This is a genomic window from Paenibacillus chartarius, assembly GCF_042432825.1.
Classification (GTDB): domain Bacteria; phylum Bacillota; class Bacilli; order Paenibacillales; family NBRC-103111; genus Gordoniibacillus; species Gordoniibacillus chartarius.
The window spans coordinates 127,533-143,624 of sequence record NZ_JBHLWN010000031.1 but is presented as its reverse complement, the minus strand read 5'-3'; the positions used below and the strand labels follow the sequence as shown (position 1 = coordinate 143,624).

15 protein-coding genes are annotated in these 16,092 nt (G+C 55.6%); 14 read left to right on the top strand and 1 reads right to left on the bottom strand.

The annotated features are described in order from the left end of the window. Positions 1-810: 810 nt before the first annotated feature. Positions 811-1,971: a tRNA 2-thiouridine(34) synthase MnmA gene (mnmA, locus tag ACFFK0_RS08685; protein WP_377469721.1), complete on the bottom strand. Its 1,161-nt coding sequence runs from the start codon at positions 1,969-1,971 to the stop codon at positions 811-813. Between the two features lie 199 nt (positions 1,972-2,170). Between mnmA and cymR the strand changes: the two genes are divergently transcribed. From cymR to ACFFK0_RS08615, 14 genes are all read left to right on the top strand, one after another. Next, a complete protein-coding gene (cymR, locus tag ACFFK0_RS08680) occupies positions 2,171-2,590 on the top strand; it encodes a cysteine metabolism transcriptional regulator CymR (RefSeq protein ID WP_377469719.1) in 420 nt (139 codons plus the stop codon). A 14-nt stretch (positions 2,591-2,604) separates the two neighbouring features. Further along, entirely contained in the window at positions 2,605-3,765 is a 1,161-nt protein-coding gene (locus tag ACFFK0_RS08675) for a cysteine desulfurase family protein (protein WP_377469718.1), read from the top strand. 55 nt (positions 3,766-3,820) lie between these two features. Continuing rightward, a complete protein-coding gene (locus tag ACFFK0_RS08670) occupies positions 3,821-4,333 on the top strand; it encodes a PRC-barrel domain-containing protein (RefSeq protein WP_377469717.1) in 513 nt (170 codons plus the stop codon). A 14-nt stretch (positions 4,334-4,347) separates the two neighbouring features. Next, positions 4,348-4,545, top strand: coding sequence for a YrzR-like zinc ribbon domain (locus ACFFK0_RS08665; protein WP_377469716.1), 198 nt, complete (start codon positions 4,348-4,350; stop codon positions 4,543-4,545). A gap of 137 nt (positions 4,546-4,682) precedes the next feature. After that, complete coding sequence (locus ACFFK0_RS08660) at positions 4,683-5,759, top strand: AI-2E family transporter (protein WP_377469715.1); 1,077 nt, start codon at positions 4,683-4,685, stop codon at positions 5,757-5,759. Between the two features lie 379 nt (positions 5,760-6,138). Further along, positions 6,139-8,772 (top strand): alanine--tRNA ligase, encoded by a 2,634-nt coding sequence (gene alaS, locus ACFFK0_RS08655; RefSeq protein ID WP_377469714.1) that lies wholly within the window; start codon positions 6,139-6,141, stop codon positions 8,770-8,772. 93 nt (positions 8,773-8,865) lie between these two features. After that, positions 8,866-9,126 (top strand): IreB family regulatory phosphoprotein, encoded by a 261-nt coding sequence (locus ACFFK0_RS08650; RefSeq protein WP_377469713.1) that lies wholly within the window; start codon positions 8,866-8,868, stop codon positions 9,124-9,126. A 12-nt stretch (positions 9,127-9,138) separates the two neighbouring features. After that, complete coding sequence (ruvX, locus tag ACFFK0_RS08645) at positions 9,139-9,555, top strand: Holliday junction resolvase RuvX (protein ID WP_377469712.1); 417 nt, start codon at positions 9,139-9,141, stop codon at positions 9,553-9,555. Positions 9,556-9,560: 5 nt separating this feature from the next. Next, entirely contained in the window at positions 9,561-9,866 is a 306-nt protein-coding gene (locus ACFFK0_RS08640) for a DUF1292 domain-containing protein (RefSeq protein ID WP_377469711.1), read from the top strand. After that, positions 9,863-10,162, top strand: coding sequence for a DUF1292 domain-containing protein (locus ACFFK0_RS08635; RefSeq protein ID WP_377469710.1), 300 nt, complete (start codon positions 9,863-9,865; stop codon positions 10,160-10,162). The genes ACFFK0_RS08640 and ACFFK0_RS08635 overlap by 4 nt, the downstream gene beginning before the upstream one ends. A gap of 55 nt (positions 10,163-10,217) precedes the next feature. Beyond that, positions 10,218-11,306 carry an endolytic transglycosylase MltG gene (mltG, locus tag ACFFK0_RS08630; RefSeq protein ID WP_377469708.1) on the top strand — a complete coding sequence of 363 codons (1,089 nt, stop codon included), beginning with the start codon at positions 10,218-10,220 and terminating at the stop codon, positions 11,304-11,306. Between the two features lie 5 nt (positions 11,307-11,311). After that, positions 11,312-12,253: a peptidase U32 family protein gene (locus ACFFK0_RS08625; protein ID WP_377469707.1), complete on the top strand. Its 942-nt coding sequence runs from the start codon at positions 11,312-11,314 to the stop codon at positions 12,251-12,253. A 26-nt stretch (positions 12,254-12,279) separates the two neighbouring features. Next, positions 12,280-13,572 carry a peptidase U32 family protein gene (locus ACFFK0_RS08620; RefSeq protein WP_377469706.1) on the top strand — a complete coding sequence of 431 codons (1,293 nt, stop codon included), beginning with the start codon at positions 12,280-12,282 and terminating at the stop codon, positions 13,570-13,572. 196 nt (positions 13,573-13,768) lie between these two features. Continuing rightward, positions 13,769-15,955: a methyl-accepting chemotaxis protein gene (locus ACFFK0_RS08615; RefSeq protein ID WP_377469705.1), complete on the top strand. Its 2,187-nt coding sequence runs from the start codon at positions 13,769-13,771 to the stop codon at positions 15,953-15,955. Positions 15,956-16,092 lie beyond the last annotated feature (137 nt).

Sequence of the window (16,092 nt, the reverse complement as noted above, 5' to 3'; positions counted from 1 at the left end):
GCAAGGGAACTAAGCTGTTTTGATAAAATAGCTCCCCCAAAATCCGCTATATCCGGAAAAGTGGAGCTAAACACAGGAATAACGATCCGAAAGTCCGCTATCGGAAGCCCGGTAAACAGCCTAGTACTGTTGAGAGGTCCGCAGCTAGAAGATTCGCTGAATGTTTGACAAACACCAAATGCGGATAAACCGCAAAATGCCGATAAACACCGGATGCAGACAAACACCGGATGCAGACAAACACTGGATGCAGACAAACACTGGATGCAGACAAACACCAAACGCAGATAAACGCCGGATGCAGTTAAAAGCCACATGCAGATAAACGCAGAATGCCGATAAACACAGGATTCAGACAAACGCCAAATGCAGACATACACCGAATGCCGATAAACTCCAAGTGCAGTTAACACCAAACGCTCCAAGCGACGCGGTGTAAAGAAGACTCTGTCTAGCGTAAAACTGCTGCAGCGGGATAGGCAGATGAAGAGAGCTTGGCGTTAGCGGTGGGATGATAGATTAAATGCATATCGCGCAAAAGTAGAGGCTGAACAAGCATATGCGGCAGGCGTACGAGCCTTCGGAGACGCCCCATGTTGTGCTGACTCCACGTTGTCCAAAAAAGGCCGCTTCAAGAAAGGGGTAGCGATTGCCCCAGTCTTGAAGAGGCCTTTACACATCATCCGCCTGCTATACCACAGCCATTTGTTCCTTGACAGCTCAGGTATTTATAGCTCACGCCATACCAGCTCACGCCATGCCGGCTCATGCCATACCGGCTCACGCCATACCGGCTCACGCCATAACAGCTTATGCCTTAACGGCCGCACCCAAGCTTCCCGCCTCCAGCGGAACGGTCGTCTCGATCGTCCCGCCGCCGAGGCACACCTCGCCGTCGTAAAAGACGACAGCCTGCCCCGGTGTGACGGCTTTCTGCGGCACATCGAACGCAACGTTCCACATGCCATCCTCGCGGACCGTCACGGTAACGCCCTGATCGGGCTGGCGGTAGCGGAACTTTGCCGTGCAGCGCAGCGGCGCATCTCCATGCTTCGGAGCATTCGGAGATATCCAATTCACGCCGCCGGCGACCAGCGATGTGGAATACAGCGCCGGATGCTTCTCGCCTTGCACGACGATGAGTACGTTGCGCTCCAGGTCTTTGCCGGCTACGAACCACGGTTCACCGGTACCGACGCCGCCGATGCCGAGCCCCTGCCGCTGTCCAAGCGTGTAGTACATGAGTCCGTCATGCCGTCCCAGCACCACGCCGTCCGGCGTTTGGATATCCCCGCTGCGAGCCGGCAAATATCCGCTGAGGAACTCTTTAAAGTTACGCTCGCCGATAAAGCACACCCCGGTGCTGTCCTTCTTCTTCGCCGTCGCAAGACCGGCCTCTTCGGCAATCCGGCGTACTTCCGGCTTCGGCAGGTGGCCGATCGGGAACATCGCCTTCGACAGCTGGGCCTGATTCAGCGCATTCAAGAAATATGTCTGGTCTTTATTCGAGTCGACACCCCGCAGCAGAACGAACTCGCCGTCCTTCTCCATGACACGCGCATAGTGGCCCGTCGCCAAGTAATCGGCGCCGAGCGACTTGGCCTTGTCCAGAAACTCGCCGAACTTGATCTCCCGGTTGCACATGACGTCAGGATTCGGCGTCCGGCCAGCGCGGTATTCGTCGAGGAAATAGGTGAACACCTTGTCGTAATACTGCTTTTCAAAATTGACTGTATAGAAAGGGATCCCGATCTGATCGCATACCCGGCGCACGTCTTCGGCGTCTTCTTCCGCCGTGCAGTGGCCGAACTCGTCGGTATCGTCCCAATTTTTCATAAAAATTCCGATGACCTCGTAGCCCTGCTCCTTCAGCAGCAATGCGGCAACGGAGGAATCGACGCCGCCGGACATTCCCAGTACGACGCGAGCTTTGCCACCCATGCGGCACACCTTCTTTCCTTCGTAATCCATCTATTATAACGCTCCTCGAAGCAAAAATAAAATTATTTCACCGGAATGTCATCGTTATTTTCCCACAAAACGGTCGAAGTATGGTAACATATCTATGATGCACATCATTTTCCCGACGTTTGGGTCATACAGCACATGGAAATCCTATTAACCGGATAGGATACAATATGATTTTACGTGGCAAAGGCTGGGTGTCGTTTTGAAAATTTCAACAAAAGGCCGTTACGGCCTCACAATTATGATGGAACTGGCCGCCAAGTTCGGCGAAGGTCCTACGTCTCTGAAAAGCATTGCGGAGAAGCACCAGCTCTCCGAGCATTATTTGGAGCAGCTCGTTGCTCCGCTGCGCAACGCCGGTTTGGTAAAGAGCGTCCGCGGCGCCTATGGCGGCTATATATTGTCGAAGTCGCCGGACCAATTGACTGCAGGAGACGTCATTCGCGTTCTGGAAGGACCGATCTCGCCGGTCGATTTCACGGAAGAAGACGATCCGGCAAAGCGCGATCTGTGGATGCGCATCCGCGACAGCATTGCGGAAGTGCTGGATTCGACGACGCTTGCGTCTCTTAATATGTTTAAGGACGAGGGCAAGAACGACAACTATATGTTCTATATTTAGTGGGTGACGAAGCGATGAATCCCATTTATTTGGATCACGCCGCGACGACACCGCTGCACCGCGAGGTGCTGGAAGCGATGCTTCCTTATTTGACCGACCATTACGGGAATCCGTCCTCCATACACAGCTTCGGCAGAGCGACCCGCACCGCGCTGAATCGCGCACGTGACGGTCTTGCTGCGCAACTGGGGTGCAAGCCGGGCGAGCTTGTCTTTACGAGCGGCGGCACCGAGAGCAACAATACGGCGGTTTTCGGTGCGGTGGCTTTGGCGTCCAAGAAGCAAAAGGATCGGCGTCCGCATATCATCTCGACAACGATCGAGCATCATGCCGTGCTGCATCCGTGCGAACGGCTGGAGCAGCTCGGGTTTGAAGTGACTTATGTAGAAGCCGACTCTTCCGGGATTGTCGATTCCGCTCGTATCGAAGCGGCGATCAAGCCGGAGACTGCATTGATTTCCGTGATGTACGTCAATAACGAAATCGGTACGGTCCAGCCGATTGAAGCGATCGGCCGGACAGCCAGGGATCGCGGCATTTTATTTCATGTCGACGCCGTTCAGGCGTTAGGCAAGCTGCCGATTCGGCTGAGCGAACTGCCGGTCGATATGGTAAGCTTCTCCGCCCATAAGGTGTACGGTCCCAAGGGCGTAGGGGCGCTCTATCTGCATGCCTCCGTGCCGCTTCCAGCCTTACTGCTGGGGGGCAACCAGGAGCGCAAGCGCAGGTCGGGAACCGAGAATGTTGCAGGAATCGTCGGTTTTGCCAAAGCGGCGGACTTGTTCGCCCGGCGGATCGACGAACAAAATGCTGCGATCGAGGAGCTCCGCACTCGGCTCGTCAATGGACTGACCGAACGGATCGGCTCGTCCAGCATCGTGATCAACGGCCATCCGTCGCAGCGCGTCCCGCACATAATCAATTTGAGCTTACCCGGTCTCGATACCGAGACGCTGCTGATGAATTTGGATTTGGAAGGTATTGCCGTTTCCAGCGGATCGGCGTGCACCTCAGGCTCCTTAGAAACGTCCCATGTGCTGCGGGCGATGCATCTGTCTGACGAGGTGACACGATCTGCCATCCGAATCAGCCTCGGATTGGGGAACTCTATACAAGAAATCGACGCCGCCGTAGAGATTATTGAAACTATATGGCGTCGCCATACGTATAGGTAAGTAGCCGGAGGCCGGCATCACGCCAGTCTCTTGCGATCCCCAAGGAGGGTAAAGCTTGCGCAAGGCGAAAGACATCATCGGTCTGCCTGTCGTTACGATCGATACCGGTAAGCAGGTCGGGACTGTGAAAGATATGAGGATCGGATCCGATTGGCAGCTGAAAGCTATCGTGCTGGAATCGAAAACTTGGTTTACGGAAGGGCGGACCGTATCCTCCGAGCATATTGCCGCCCTGGGGACGGACGCCGTCACTGTTCAAAGTGAAGAGGCGGTTATGCAGGATGACTACGTTCAGGCAAGACCGCTGGCGGGAGGCTCAGGCAAGCTGTTCGGTCTCCCGGTTCTCAAGACGAACGGCGAGCGGCTCGGAGTCATCGAAGATGTTTATTTCGGCCGAAATTTGGAAATACCAGTGGTAGGCTTTGAATTGTCCGAAGGATTTGTTACAGACTTGCAGGAAGGGCGCAAGACGCTCGCTATCCCGGAGCACGCGAAGCTGGGAGAAGATGCGATCGTCGTCCCGACGGACTGCATAACGGAAGCGGAGTCGCTTCGTATCTCAGAATAAGGTTGTGATTCAATATGATGCGTTGTCCTAATTGCAATTCGAAGGATATCGGCAAGATCGGCTCTCATCAATTTTACTGCTGGGGCTGCTTCATCGAATTGACCGTGAACGGGGACAAAATGTCCGTGTATCAGGTCGAAGAAGACGGCACGCTCAGCTCGCTGGACGATCTGTTCTTCGAGGATGATATTCCACAAGTACACGCTACCTGATCTATATGCAGGAAGCGTCCAATGTAGGCCCCCAAGCTCGCAACGGGGGCTTGTTTTCATTTTCGCGGGGCCTGGATTAATTGTATGAGGTTGTACATATACTGTAAGGAGATTGGCGGGGAAGGGGAGTTGCCCGAATGGAGCCGTGGTTCCGGAACCGGTGGTTCGCCGGACTCATCTATGCTTTGCTCGGCCTGCTCGTGCTGTATATGCTGCTTCAGATCAAGCCGCTGCTGCGCGGCGTGTTTCAATTCCTGGAAGCTGTGCTGATGCCGTTCCTGATTGCCTTGATTATTTCGTACGTGCTGAACCCGGTCGTCTCGCTGCTCGGTCAACGGAAAGTGCCGCGAACGATCGCCGTTTTGCTGATTTATAGCGTCTTTGTGACGTCGCTGGTCGTGATTTTCATGAATCTTACACCGATGTTTATGGAGCAGGTTCAAGAGCTGAACGAGCATATGCCGGAGCTGACACTTAGGGCGCAATCGATCGTCGATGGCTACAATCACAACGACATGCTGCCTACGTCGATCCGGGACGGCATCAATAAATCGCTCGGCAAGCTGGAGACGAGCGTATCCGAGATCGTGTCGGACTATCTCAGCTCGATCGGCACGACAATCGGAACGCTGTTCATTATTTTCATCGTCCCGTTCGTATCGTTCTACATGCTCAAAGACTTTCAAATGCTCGAAAAGACCGCGCTGGCAGTCGTACCGAAGTCGCAGCGGCAGCGCATCGTCAGGCTTCTGCTGGACATCGATACGGCGCTCGGACATTATATCCGCGGACAGCTATTGGTGTGTCTGATCGTCGGGGCTTTGGCGTATTTCGGCTATCTCATCATCGGCATGCCGTATCCGCTCCTGCTGGCCAGCATTGTCGCCGTATTCAATATTATTCCGTATTTGGGGCCGTTCTTTGGCGCCGCGCCGGCATTGCTTATGGCATCCACGATCTCTATGAAAATGGTGCTGTTCGTCGCTCTGGTCAACTTTGCGGTGCAGGTGGCGGAAGGCAACATCATCTCGCCGCAGGTCGTCGGCAAATCGCTTCATCTGCATCCGCTCGTTATCATCTTCGCATTGCTCGTCGGCGGTCAAATCGGCGGTATTTTCGGACTGATTCTGGCGGTACCGATGTTCGCCGTGCTGAAGGTGATCGTCGAGCATATTGTGCTGCATTACATCAGGCACCGGACGCCCAGATTTTAACCGCAAGCAAGGGACACGATTTGACATCTATCGGGCGGAGGTCTATAATTTTTGGTATTGAATCGACCAATGCGAGGATGAAAGAAAGTAGGCTGCAGCCCGCCCCGCAGAGAGAGTGTCCCGGGAGCCGTTCGTAGTAACGATACGGCCGCCGGCTGCAAGGACGCTCGCGGCGAAGATCAGCCGAACGCTGCTTTCGGAGCGCGGAACAACTCCGCCGGGGGGACCCGTTATCGTCCGCACAAGGAGATCGCTGCAGGCGTTTGAGCCGCATCAGCATCAGCGATAACCAGGGTGGTACCGCGAGCTTAATCGTCCCTGTCTGTTGGCAGGGGCGTTTTGTATTTTTCGAACATGTCGAAGGGAGTCATGATAACGTATGAAGGCAAGTGAAATCCGCAGCAAGTGGCTGGAATTTTTCAAGGAGAAGGGGCACCACATCGAGCCGAGCGCTTCGCTCGTGCCGCACAACGATCCTTCGCTGCTCTGGATCAACGCCGGGATGGCGCCGCTGAAGCGGTATTTCGACGGACGCGAGGTGCCGGACAATCCGCGGATCGCGAACTCGCAGAAGTGCATTCGGACGAACGATATTGAAAATGTAGGCAAAACCCGCCGCCACCATACGTTCTTCGAAATGCTCGGCAACTTCTCGATCGGCGATTACTTCAAAGAAGAAGTGATTACGTGGGCTTGGGAATTCCTGACCGATCCGAAATGGATCGGCTTCGATCCGAACCGTTTGTCGGTTACCGTATATCCGGAGGACGAAGAGGCGTTCAAGCTGTGGAACGAGAAGATCGGGCTGCCGGCGGAGCGCATCTACAAGCTGCAGGACAACTTCTGGGACATCGGCGAAGGACCGTGCGGACCGTGTACGGAAATTTTCTACGACCGCGGGGAGAAGTACGGCGATCTGAACGATCCGGAATGCTGGCCGGGCGGCGAGAACGAGCGCTTCCTCGAGGTGTGGAACCTCGTGTTCTCGCAGTTCAACCATAATAAGGACGGCTCCTACACGCCGCTGCCGAATAAGAACATCGATACGGGCGCAGGCCTGGAGCGCTTCGCTTCGATTTTGCAGGATGTCGACTCCAACTTCGATACGGACCTGTTTACGCCGATTATCGCCGCTACCGGCGAAATTGCCGGGGTAAAGTACGGCGAGAACAGCGAAACCGACGTGGCGTTCAAGGTGATTGCCGACCATGTACGCACGGTGACGTTCTCCGCAGGCGACGGCGTGCTGCCGTCGAACGAAGGCCGCGGCTACGTCATCCGCCGTCTGCTGCGCCGCGCGGTGCGCTACGGTAAGGTGGTGCTCGGCATGGATAAGCCGTTCTTGTACAAGCTCGTTTCCGTTGTCGGCGACATTATGGGCTCGTACTATCCGGAAATCGTCGAGAAGCGCGAGTTTATCGAACGCGTCATCCGCACCGAGGAAGAACGCTTCCACGAGACGCTCAGCGACGGCTTGAACATTCTCTCGTCGCTTGCGGCGCAGGCGGCTGCCGAGGGACGAACCGAGATCAGCGGTCCGGACGCGTTCAAGCTGTACGACACGTACGGCTTCCCGTTCGACTTGACCGAGGACTTTGCGGCGGAGAAAGGTATGACCGTCGACCGCGCCGGCTTCGACAAGGCGATGCAGGAGCAGCGAGACCGCGCCCGCAATGCCCGGCAGGAATCGGAAAGCATGAAGGTACAGGGCGGTCCGCTGGCCGATTATACGGTTAAATCGGAATTTGTTGGATATACTGATCTGGTAGTATCTGCTAAAGTGGCGGCTATCGTTCATGAAAATCAATTTGTCGACCTTGTCGGCACCGGCGAGACCTGCCAGGTTATTCTTGACAGGACTCCGTTCTATGCGGAAAGCGGCGGTCAGGTAAGCGACTTCGGTATCATTACGAGCGGGAGCGGACTCAAGCTGATTGTCGAGGAAGTGGGTAAAGCGCCGCATGGCCAGCATGTGCACACGGTGCGGGTCGAAGCAGGCGTGCTGCGCACCGGCGAAAGCGTGCAGGCTGCGGTCAGCGCCGAGCTGCGCGAAGATATCGTCAAAAATCATACGGCGACGCATTTGCTGCACAAAGCGCTTAAGGAAGTGCTCGGTACGCATGTCAATCAGGCGGGCTCGCTCGTACAGCCGGAGCGTCTGCGGTTCGACTTCTCCCATTTTGGCGCCGTTACGGCTGAAGAGCTCCAGGACGTGGAGCAGCGCGTAAACCGGCAAATTTGGCTCAACACGGCGGTCGACATTTCGGTCAAAGGGCTTGCCGAAGCGAAGGCCATGGGCGCGATGGCGCTGTTCGGGGAGAAGTACGGCGACGTCGTTCGCGTCGTTCAGGTCGGCGATTACAGCCTGGAGCTGTGCGGCGGCTGCCACGTTCGATCGACAGCGCAAATCGGCCTGTTCAAGATCGTATCGGAATCCGGCATCGGCTCCGGCGTACGCCGGATTGAGGCGGTAACCGGACGCCATGCCTACGAATATCTCGACGCCCAGCTGCAGCAGCTGAAGGACGCGGCTGCGCTGCTGAAGTCGAATGTGAACGACGTGCCGAAGCGTGTGGAAGCGGCGCTCGGCCAAATTAAGGAGCTGAGCCGCGAGAACGAATCGCTCCGCGCCAAGCTGAGCCGCATCGAGGCGGGAGCGCTGACCGACCAGGTGAAGACGGTCGCCGGCGTGCAGGTGCTGGCGGCGCAAGTGAACGCAGGAGACATGGATTCGCTGCGCACGATCGTTGACGAGATGAAGGCGAAGCTCGGTTCGGCGGTTATCGTTCTCGGCGCTGCGGCCGAAGGCAAGGTCAACCTCGTCGCGGCCGTTTCGGCGGATCTCGCGGCGAAAGGGTTCCATGCCGGCAAGCTGATCAAGGAAGCGGCGGCGGCCTGCGGCGGAAGCGGCGGCGGCAAGCCGGAGATGGCGCAGGCCGGCGGCAAGGACGCTTCCAAGCTGGGCGATGCGCTGAAGCTTGTTGAAGAGCTCGTTGCGAAACAGCTCGTTTAACACGTTTTTTTCTCGAAGCAACAGGAATTTTCTGCACGGTAGAGAATATAGACAATATGTAAACGGTTGGCAGCGAAAGCGAGGGTGATCGTCATGAGTTCGATGGACAAAACGATGAAATTCAACGTGAAGGCGGAAGAGGTCGAAACGTCACCCCAGGAAGTGCTCTTGGCGGTATACGACGCACTGCAAGAGAAGGGCTACAATCCGATCAACCAGATTGTCGGCTACCTGCTTTCCGGCGACCCGGCCTACATTCCGCGCCACAACAACGCCCGCAGCCTGATCCGCAGGCGTGAGCGGGACGAATTGATCGAGGAACTGGTGCGCTCCTACCTGAAAGAACATAAATAAGGGAGATGCCGGATGAGACGGATGGGCCTTGACTACGGAGACAAAACGATCGGCGTTGCTGTCAGCGATGAGCTCGGCTGGACCGCGCAGGGCGTCGAGACGATTCGCCGTACGACGCAGGAACGGGACTTCGGCAGACTGCGGGAGCTGGTGGAGGCATACAGCGTCAGCGAGATCGTTGTCGGTTTGCCGAAAAATATGAACAACACGATCGGCCCGCGTGGAGAAATTTGTATCGAATTTGCCAAACAGGTCGAAGAAATACTACAATTGCCAGTCCACCTTTGGGATGAACGGCTAACGACCGCCTCGGCGCAGCGTACGCTGCTCGAGGCGGACGTCAGCCGCAAGAAGCGCAAGCAAGTCATCGACAAGATGGCCGCAGCGCTCATATTGCAAAACTTTATGGATTCTAAAATCGCGAGGTGATCGTAATGGCAGGCAATGAGGAGCTGCTGGAAGAACCGGAAATCATTTATATTCCGGACGATGAAGGCAACGAAGAAGAGTTTGAAGTGATCATGAAGTTCGAGGTAGACGGCTCCGACAATAAATACATGATGGTAGTGCCAGTCGACGCCGACGAGGAGTCCGACGAAGTTTACGCTTTCCGCTATGAGGAAGACGAGAATGGCGACGACCTGAAGCTGTTTACGATTGAGGACGAGGAAGAGTGGAATATCGTTGAGGAAACCTTCAATACGTTGATGGCGGAGTATGAAGAGGACGACGAGCAATGAGCGACGTGCAGAAGAGCGAAACCTTGCGGAAGGCGTTCGGAGATGATATTATTTTGTTCGATGAGCAGAATGAATCCGCCGCTTATCGCATTTTGACGGAATTCAGGCATGACGGCAAGGAATATGCGGTGCTGCAATCCGACGCGCTGCGCGAGGAAGACGAGGTCGCTTTGTTCCGGGTCGTACCGGGCGACGGCGAGCCTGAGCTGGAAAATATCGAAGACGACGATGAATGGGAGACGGTCTCGGAGCTGTATGACGAGATGACGTTCCCGCTCAAGGGCGATTTTGAATAGAACGGCGAAGGGAGCGGAACGATCCGCTCTTTTTTCTGTAAGAAGGGGAATGACGGTGGAACCGACGCAGCAGAAGCCGAAGCGGTCTGCTTGGAGAATCGTCGGAGCGGTGCTCGCTTTGCTCGTGCTTACGGCGGCCGGGGCGGCAACGGGGCTGGGGCTTTACGTTTCCCAAGCCCTGAGGCCGGTGCCGGGAACGGGGCACGAAATCAAGGTCGACATCGCTCCGGGGTCGCGCCCTGCGCAAATCGCGGAGGTGCTTGAAACGAACGGCATTATACGCGATGCCCGCATTTTTACGTATTATTTGAAGTGGAAAAAAGAAGGCTCCCGCTTTCAGGCAGGGGCCTATGCGTTAACGCCGGGAATGTCTCTGAATGACATCATTGCCAAGTTGAACGCTGGAGATACTATCAAGGCGGAAACGCTAAAGCTCACCGTGCCCGAAGGCTTCACCGTCGTGCAAATTGCCGAGAAGCTGGCGCAGACGACGGGGAAGCCGGCAGACGACGTGCTGCGGCTGCTCGATCAGCCGGCGCCGTATACCGGGAGCGTCATTGCGGCGATTCCCGAAGGGGCCGCTATCAAGCACCGCCTGGAAGGCTACCTGTTTCCCGAGACTTACGAATTCAAGCTGGGAACAGGCCCGGAAGAGATGATAGCGCGAATGCTGGCGGAGACAGAGGCGCGAATCGGCTCCGTCGCCGGCTGGCAGGAGCGAATGCAGAAGCTGGGCTTCAGCCTGCATCAGCTGCTTACCGTCGCCTCTCTCATCGAGCGGGAGGTTGTCGTGGACGAGGAGCGCCCGATCGTGGCCGGCGTGATTATGAACCGTCTGAAGATGAATATGCCGCTGCAAATCGACGCTACCGTTCAATATTTGTTCGACAAGCCGAAGGAACGGGTGCTGGAGAAGGATTTGCAGATCGAAAGTCCTTATAATACGTATTTGAACCCGGGTCTGCCCCCGGGGCCGATCGCCAGCCCGAGCCTCGCTTCCATTGAAGCGGCGCTGTCGCCGGCCGAGACGAAGTATTTGTTCTATGTTACCAAGAAAGACGGCTCTAAAGGCCACTTGTTCGCCGAAACGTACGAGGAGCATAAAAAAAATATCGCGGCGAGCAAGGCTCAGGAAGGAAAGTGATCGATATGTCTACGAACAAACCAGAACTGCTCATAGCGGCCGGATCGGCCGAGCAAATGCTCGCCTATGCGAAGGCAGGCGCCGATGCGCTGCTGGTCGGCGAGAGCCGATACGGTCTTCGCCTGCCCGGAGAAGTGACCGCTGCCGAGCTGCGCCGTGTTATCCCTGAAGCGCATCGGCTTGGAGCGAAAGTATATATTGCGATGAATCATATTATGGACAATGCAACGGCGGAGACCCTTCCGGATTACGTGAGCGAGGTTGCCGATGCGGGGGCCGATGCCGTCGTGTTCGGCGACCCGGCCGTGCTGGTAGCCGTCAAGACGAAGGCTCCGCAGCTTGCGCTGCATTGGAACGCCGAGATGACGTCGACGAATTGGGCGACGGCGGCATATTGGGGCCGCAAAGGCGCAACGCGGCTTGTAGCCGCCCGCGAGCTCAACATGGAAGAGTTGATCGAAATTGCGGCCAAGCTGAAAGGTGCGATGGACGTCGAAGTGCAGGTGCACGGCATGACGAACATTTACCATTCGAAGCGGCGCCTGCTTGAAAACTATACGGCACATCGGGGCAAGCCGATCGAAGGGGTATCGTATTCGCCGGAGCGGGGCTTGTATTTGATCGAGCAAGAGCGGCCGGGCGAGCGGTTCCCGATCTATGAGGATGATTCCGGAACGCATGTGATGAGCTCGGACGATATTTGCATGCTGGAAAATTTGCCGGAGCTGATCGACGGAGGCATCGCTTCTTTCAAAATCGAGAGCATTCTGAAAAACGAAGCGTACAACACGGCGGTACTGCAGAGCTACCGTGCAGCCATTGACGCGTATACGGCGGACCCGAGCGGCTTCACGTTCGACCAGACCTGGCTCGACCGCATTCAGGAGCTGCAGCCCGCCGGCCGCGAGCTGTCGTACGGATTTTTCTATAAAGAACAAGTGTATTAAGGCAGGACAGGAGGGGAACGGAAACGATGAGTACGGACATATTGGAGAAGCGCGCCCGCGGCAAGCGGGTGCGGCTCGAGAAGCCGGAGCTGCTGGCGCCGGCGGGAAGTCTCGAGAAGCTGAAATTCGCCGTTCATTACGGCGCGGATGCGGTCTATATCGGCGGACAGAAGTACGGCCTGCGTTCGGCGGCCGATAATTTCACGTTCGAGGAAATGCGGGAAGGCGTCGAATTCGCCGCCCGTTACGGGGCCAAAGTGTTCGTGGCGACGAACATTTACGCCCACAATGAAGATTTGGAAGGATTGGAAGACTATTTGCGCGGCTTGCAGGAGGTTGGGATCGCGGCAATTATTGCTGCGGATCCGATCATTATCGATACGGCACGGCGGGTAGCTCCGAAGCTGGAAGTGCATTTGAGCACACAGCAGTCGACGATGAACTGGCAGGCGGTAAAATTTTGGAAGGATGAAGGCATCGAGCGCGTCGTGCTGGCCCGTGAAGCAAGCATGGCGGAAATCGACGAGATCAAACGCCATGTCGACGTCGAGATCGAGGTATTCATCCACGGGGCGATGTGCTCCTCGTATTCGGGACGCTGCGTGCTGTCGAATCATTTCACGGACCGCGATTCGAACCGCGGCGGATGCTGCCAATCGTGCCGCTGGAAATACGATTTGTATGAAGGCGGCACGGCTGCAGAGGGCCCGATCGCCATGGACGTTCCGGTATTTGACGAGGGCGACGATCCGTTCATGATGAGCGCCAAAGATTTGTGCATGATCGAGCATATCCCGGACATGATCGAATCGGGGGTCGACAGCTTTAAGATCGAAGGACGCATGAAGAGCATTCATTACGTAGCGACGGTTGTGAATGCATACCGGCAGGCGATCGACTCGTATTTCGCCGATCCGGACCATTACGTGCTGAAGCCCGAATGGGTGGAGGAAATCAATAAGGCGGCGAACCGTCCGGTCAATACCGGGTTCTTCTACGAATCCCCGGGGCATCGGGAGCACATCTTCGGACCGGAGGAGAAAGCGGTGCAGTACGATTTTGTCGGGCTCGTCACTTCCTACGATGCGAATACCGGCATGGCCGTCATACAGCAGCGCAACTATTTCAAGCCGGGGCAGACGGTTGAGTTTTTCGGACCGGACGGAACGCATTTCTCGCAAACCGTTGAGGCGCTGTGGGATGAGAACGGCGAGGAATTGACCGCTGCGCGCCACCCGCTTCAGCCGGTGCGTGTGAAGGTCGATCAACCGGTAAAGCCGTTCGATATGATGCGGAAGAGAACGGGTCCAAAGGCTTAGGGAATTCACCATATTAATGGATAAAATTCCTCTAAAAGCACGTATTAGGTGCTTTTGGAGGAATTTTTTTTTGAATTGTCATGGTTTCGAAAGGAATATGTCTGTTGCTGTCGAATACGTGTTTTATAAGAAAAATAAATGTAAGCACTTTCAAAGAAAACGGCAGCGACTACAATGTTAATGGTGGGTGAATGTCATGAATGCAAAATGGACCAAGCTGATCTCCACTGTACGGAATGGCTGGACATCGTTAAGAAGAGCCGGCAGCGGTTTCGCGTCTTTGACGGGAAGGCTGGTGAAGCGTGCAGCGGCGGCTGCTCCCGGCAAAGAGAACGGAATGACGGTGAATTTGAAAGAATTCCGCGTTCAGAATCCGGTGAAGTCGGTCGGAATGAAAATCTTTATTGCCTTCTTTGCCGGTATATTGCTGTTCGTTATTGCAGTCGGCGTCATTTCCTATTTCAAATCGCGCGATGTGGTGAAAACTCAAGTGTCGGCGGCATCGCTGCAAGCGATCGTTCAGGCAGGGGAGAAGCTTGACTTCCTGTATAGTACATTCGACAATCTGAGCTTACAGGTCATGCTCGACAAAGATTTGCAAGCGCTGCTCGCCCAAATGAACAGTGTCGGTAAAGGCTCATACGAATACTTGGAGCTCAGCCGCAAAATTAACGAAAAAATCAATGTGTATTTGTATGCGGACAAGAACATCAAAGCGATTCATTTGCTGAAGCCGAGCGGCGAATACATCAGCCAGTCCGGGAATGCCATGAACGGCGATAATCACGGGAGCACCGAGTGGTTCAAACGGATCAATGACGGCGGAGGGAAATCCGTATGGCTGGAGAGCATTCAGAAGGGCTATTCCGGTACGATGCCGGGACCGGGCTTTGCGATCGGCCGTACGCTTCGCGATACGACGACGAACGCCATTAGCGGTGTCCTGCTTATGGAAGTGTCGACGGATGTCATCGGCAAGCAGCTGAACAACATGAATTTCGGTGAAGGCAGTATGATTCAGCTCAGCACGGCCGGGAACATGAACGTCTACGTGAGCAAAGCCGAGGAGATCGGCCAGAAGTCGGCAATCGAATTGTCCAAAGAAAGCTTGGAGCAGGATCAGAATTCGTTAACGATCGGGGACAAGCAGGTCGTATTTTACAAATCCTCGCTCACCGGCTGGTACTTGGTCGGCGGCATCCCGGTCAGCGAGCTGACCAGCGGTGCGAAAGCGATTGCCAATATTACGATCTTTATGTCGATTTTGGCGGCGGTTGCAGCGCTTGTGATCGGTTACTTCGTAGCCAGAATGATTCGCGTTCCGATCAATCGCATCCGCGACTTGATGGAGCAAGGGGCGCAGGGCAATCTGCAAGTGCGGGCAGCCTTCACCTCGCAGGATGAGATCGGGCAGCTCGGAAACTCCTTCGACATTATGATGGAGCAAATTACGGCGCTCGTGGAGAAGACGCAAGTGTCCGCCAATCAGGTTATGGAGACGGCGTCCGAGCTGACGAACGCGTCCCGGACGACAGCTACGGCGGCGAAGGAAATCGCCGTTGCGACCGAAGAGATTTCGACCGGCGCTTCGGGCCTCGCAACCGAATCCGAACGCGGTAACGAGCTGACGTATCAGATCGGCGAGCGGATGAAGAATGTCATCCAAGCGAACCTGGAGATGGGCAACGCCGCTTCCGATGTGCAAACATCCTCCGAGCAGGGGACGAAGTATATGTCCGAGCTGATTGCGAAGACGAACGATGCGGAGACGATGATCCGCTCGATGGTGGAGAAGGTCGACAAGCTGAAGGAAAGCACGCGTTCGATTCGAAAAATCCTCGATGTGCTCAGCAACATGACCAAGCAGACGAACATTTTGTCGCTCAACGCTACGATTGAGGCGGCCCGTGCCGGTGCTGCCGGGAAAGGCTTCATGGTCGTCGCCGACGAGATTCGCAAGCTGGCCGACCAATCGCGTCAATCGATCGGCGTCGTCGGGGAAATTACGGAAACGATCCAGCGCGAAATCGATGAGACTGTAGGCGTGCTGTCGAACGCTTATCCGATTTTCCAGCAGCAGATTACTTCGGTTAAGGAAGCGGATACGATCTTTACACAGGTTCGTGCGCACATGGGCGGGTTCATTACCCAGCTGAGCAATGTGAGCGACTCGATCTCCGAGCTGGACCAGTCGCAGACGATCTTGTCCGATGCGATGAGCAATGTGAGCGCCGTTGCGCAGGAGTCGCTTGCGACCTCGGAGCAGGTATCTTCTTTAAGCCAGGAGCAGCTGGGCATCAGCGAAGGGCTCGTACGTCTGGCGGAGAAGCTGGAGAACTTGTCAACCTCGCTGAAAGAGTCTTTGACTCGTTTCCGTATCTAATATTGGTTTCGTTATCCGCAAAAAACCTTCATCTCCACGCTGCCTGTGGATGTGGAGGTTTTTTGTCGCCGGTACAAGCATGTCTGCAAGAAGACCGTTGACGGCATTCCCGTTTGCCCGCAGGAGTCCTGGCCTAT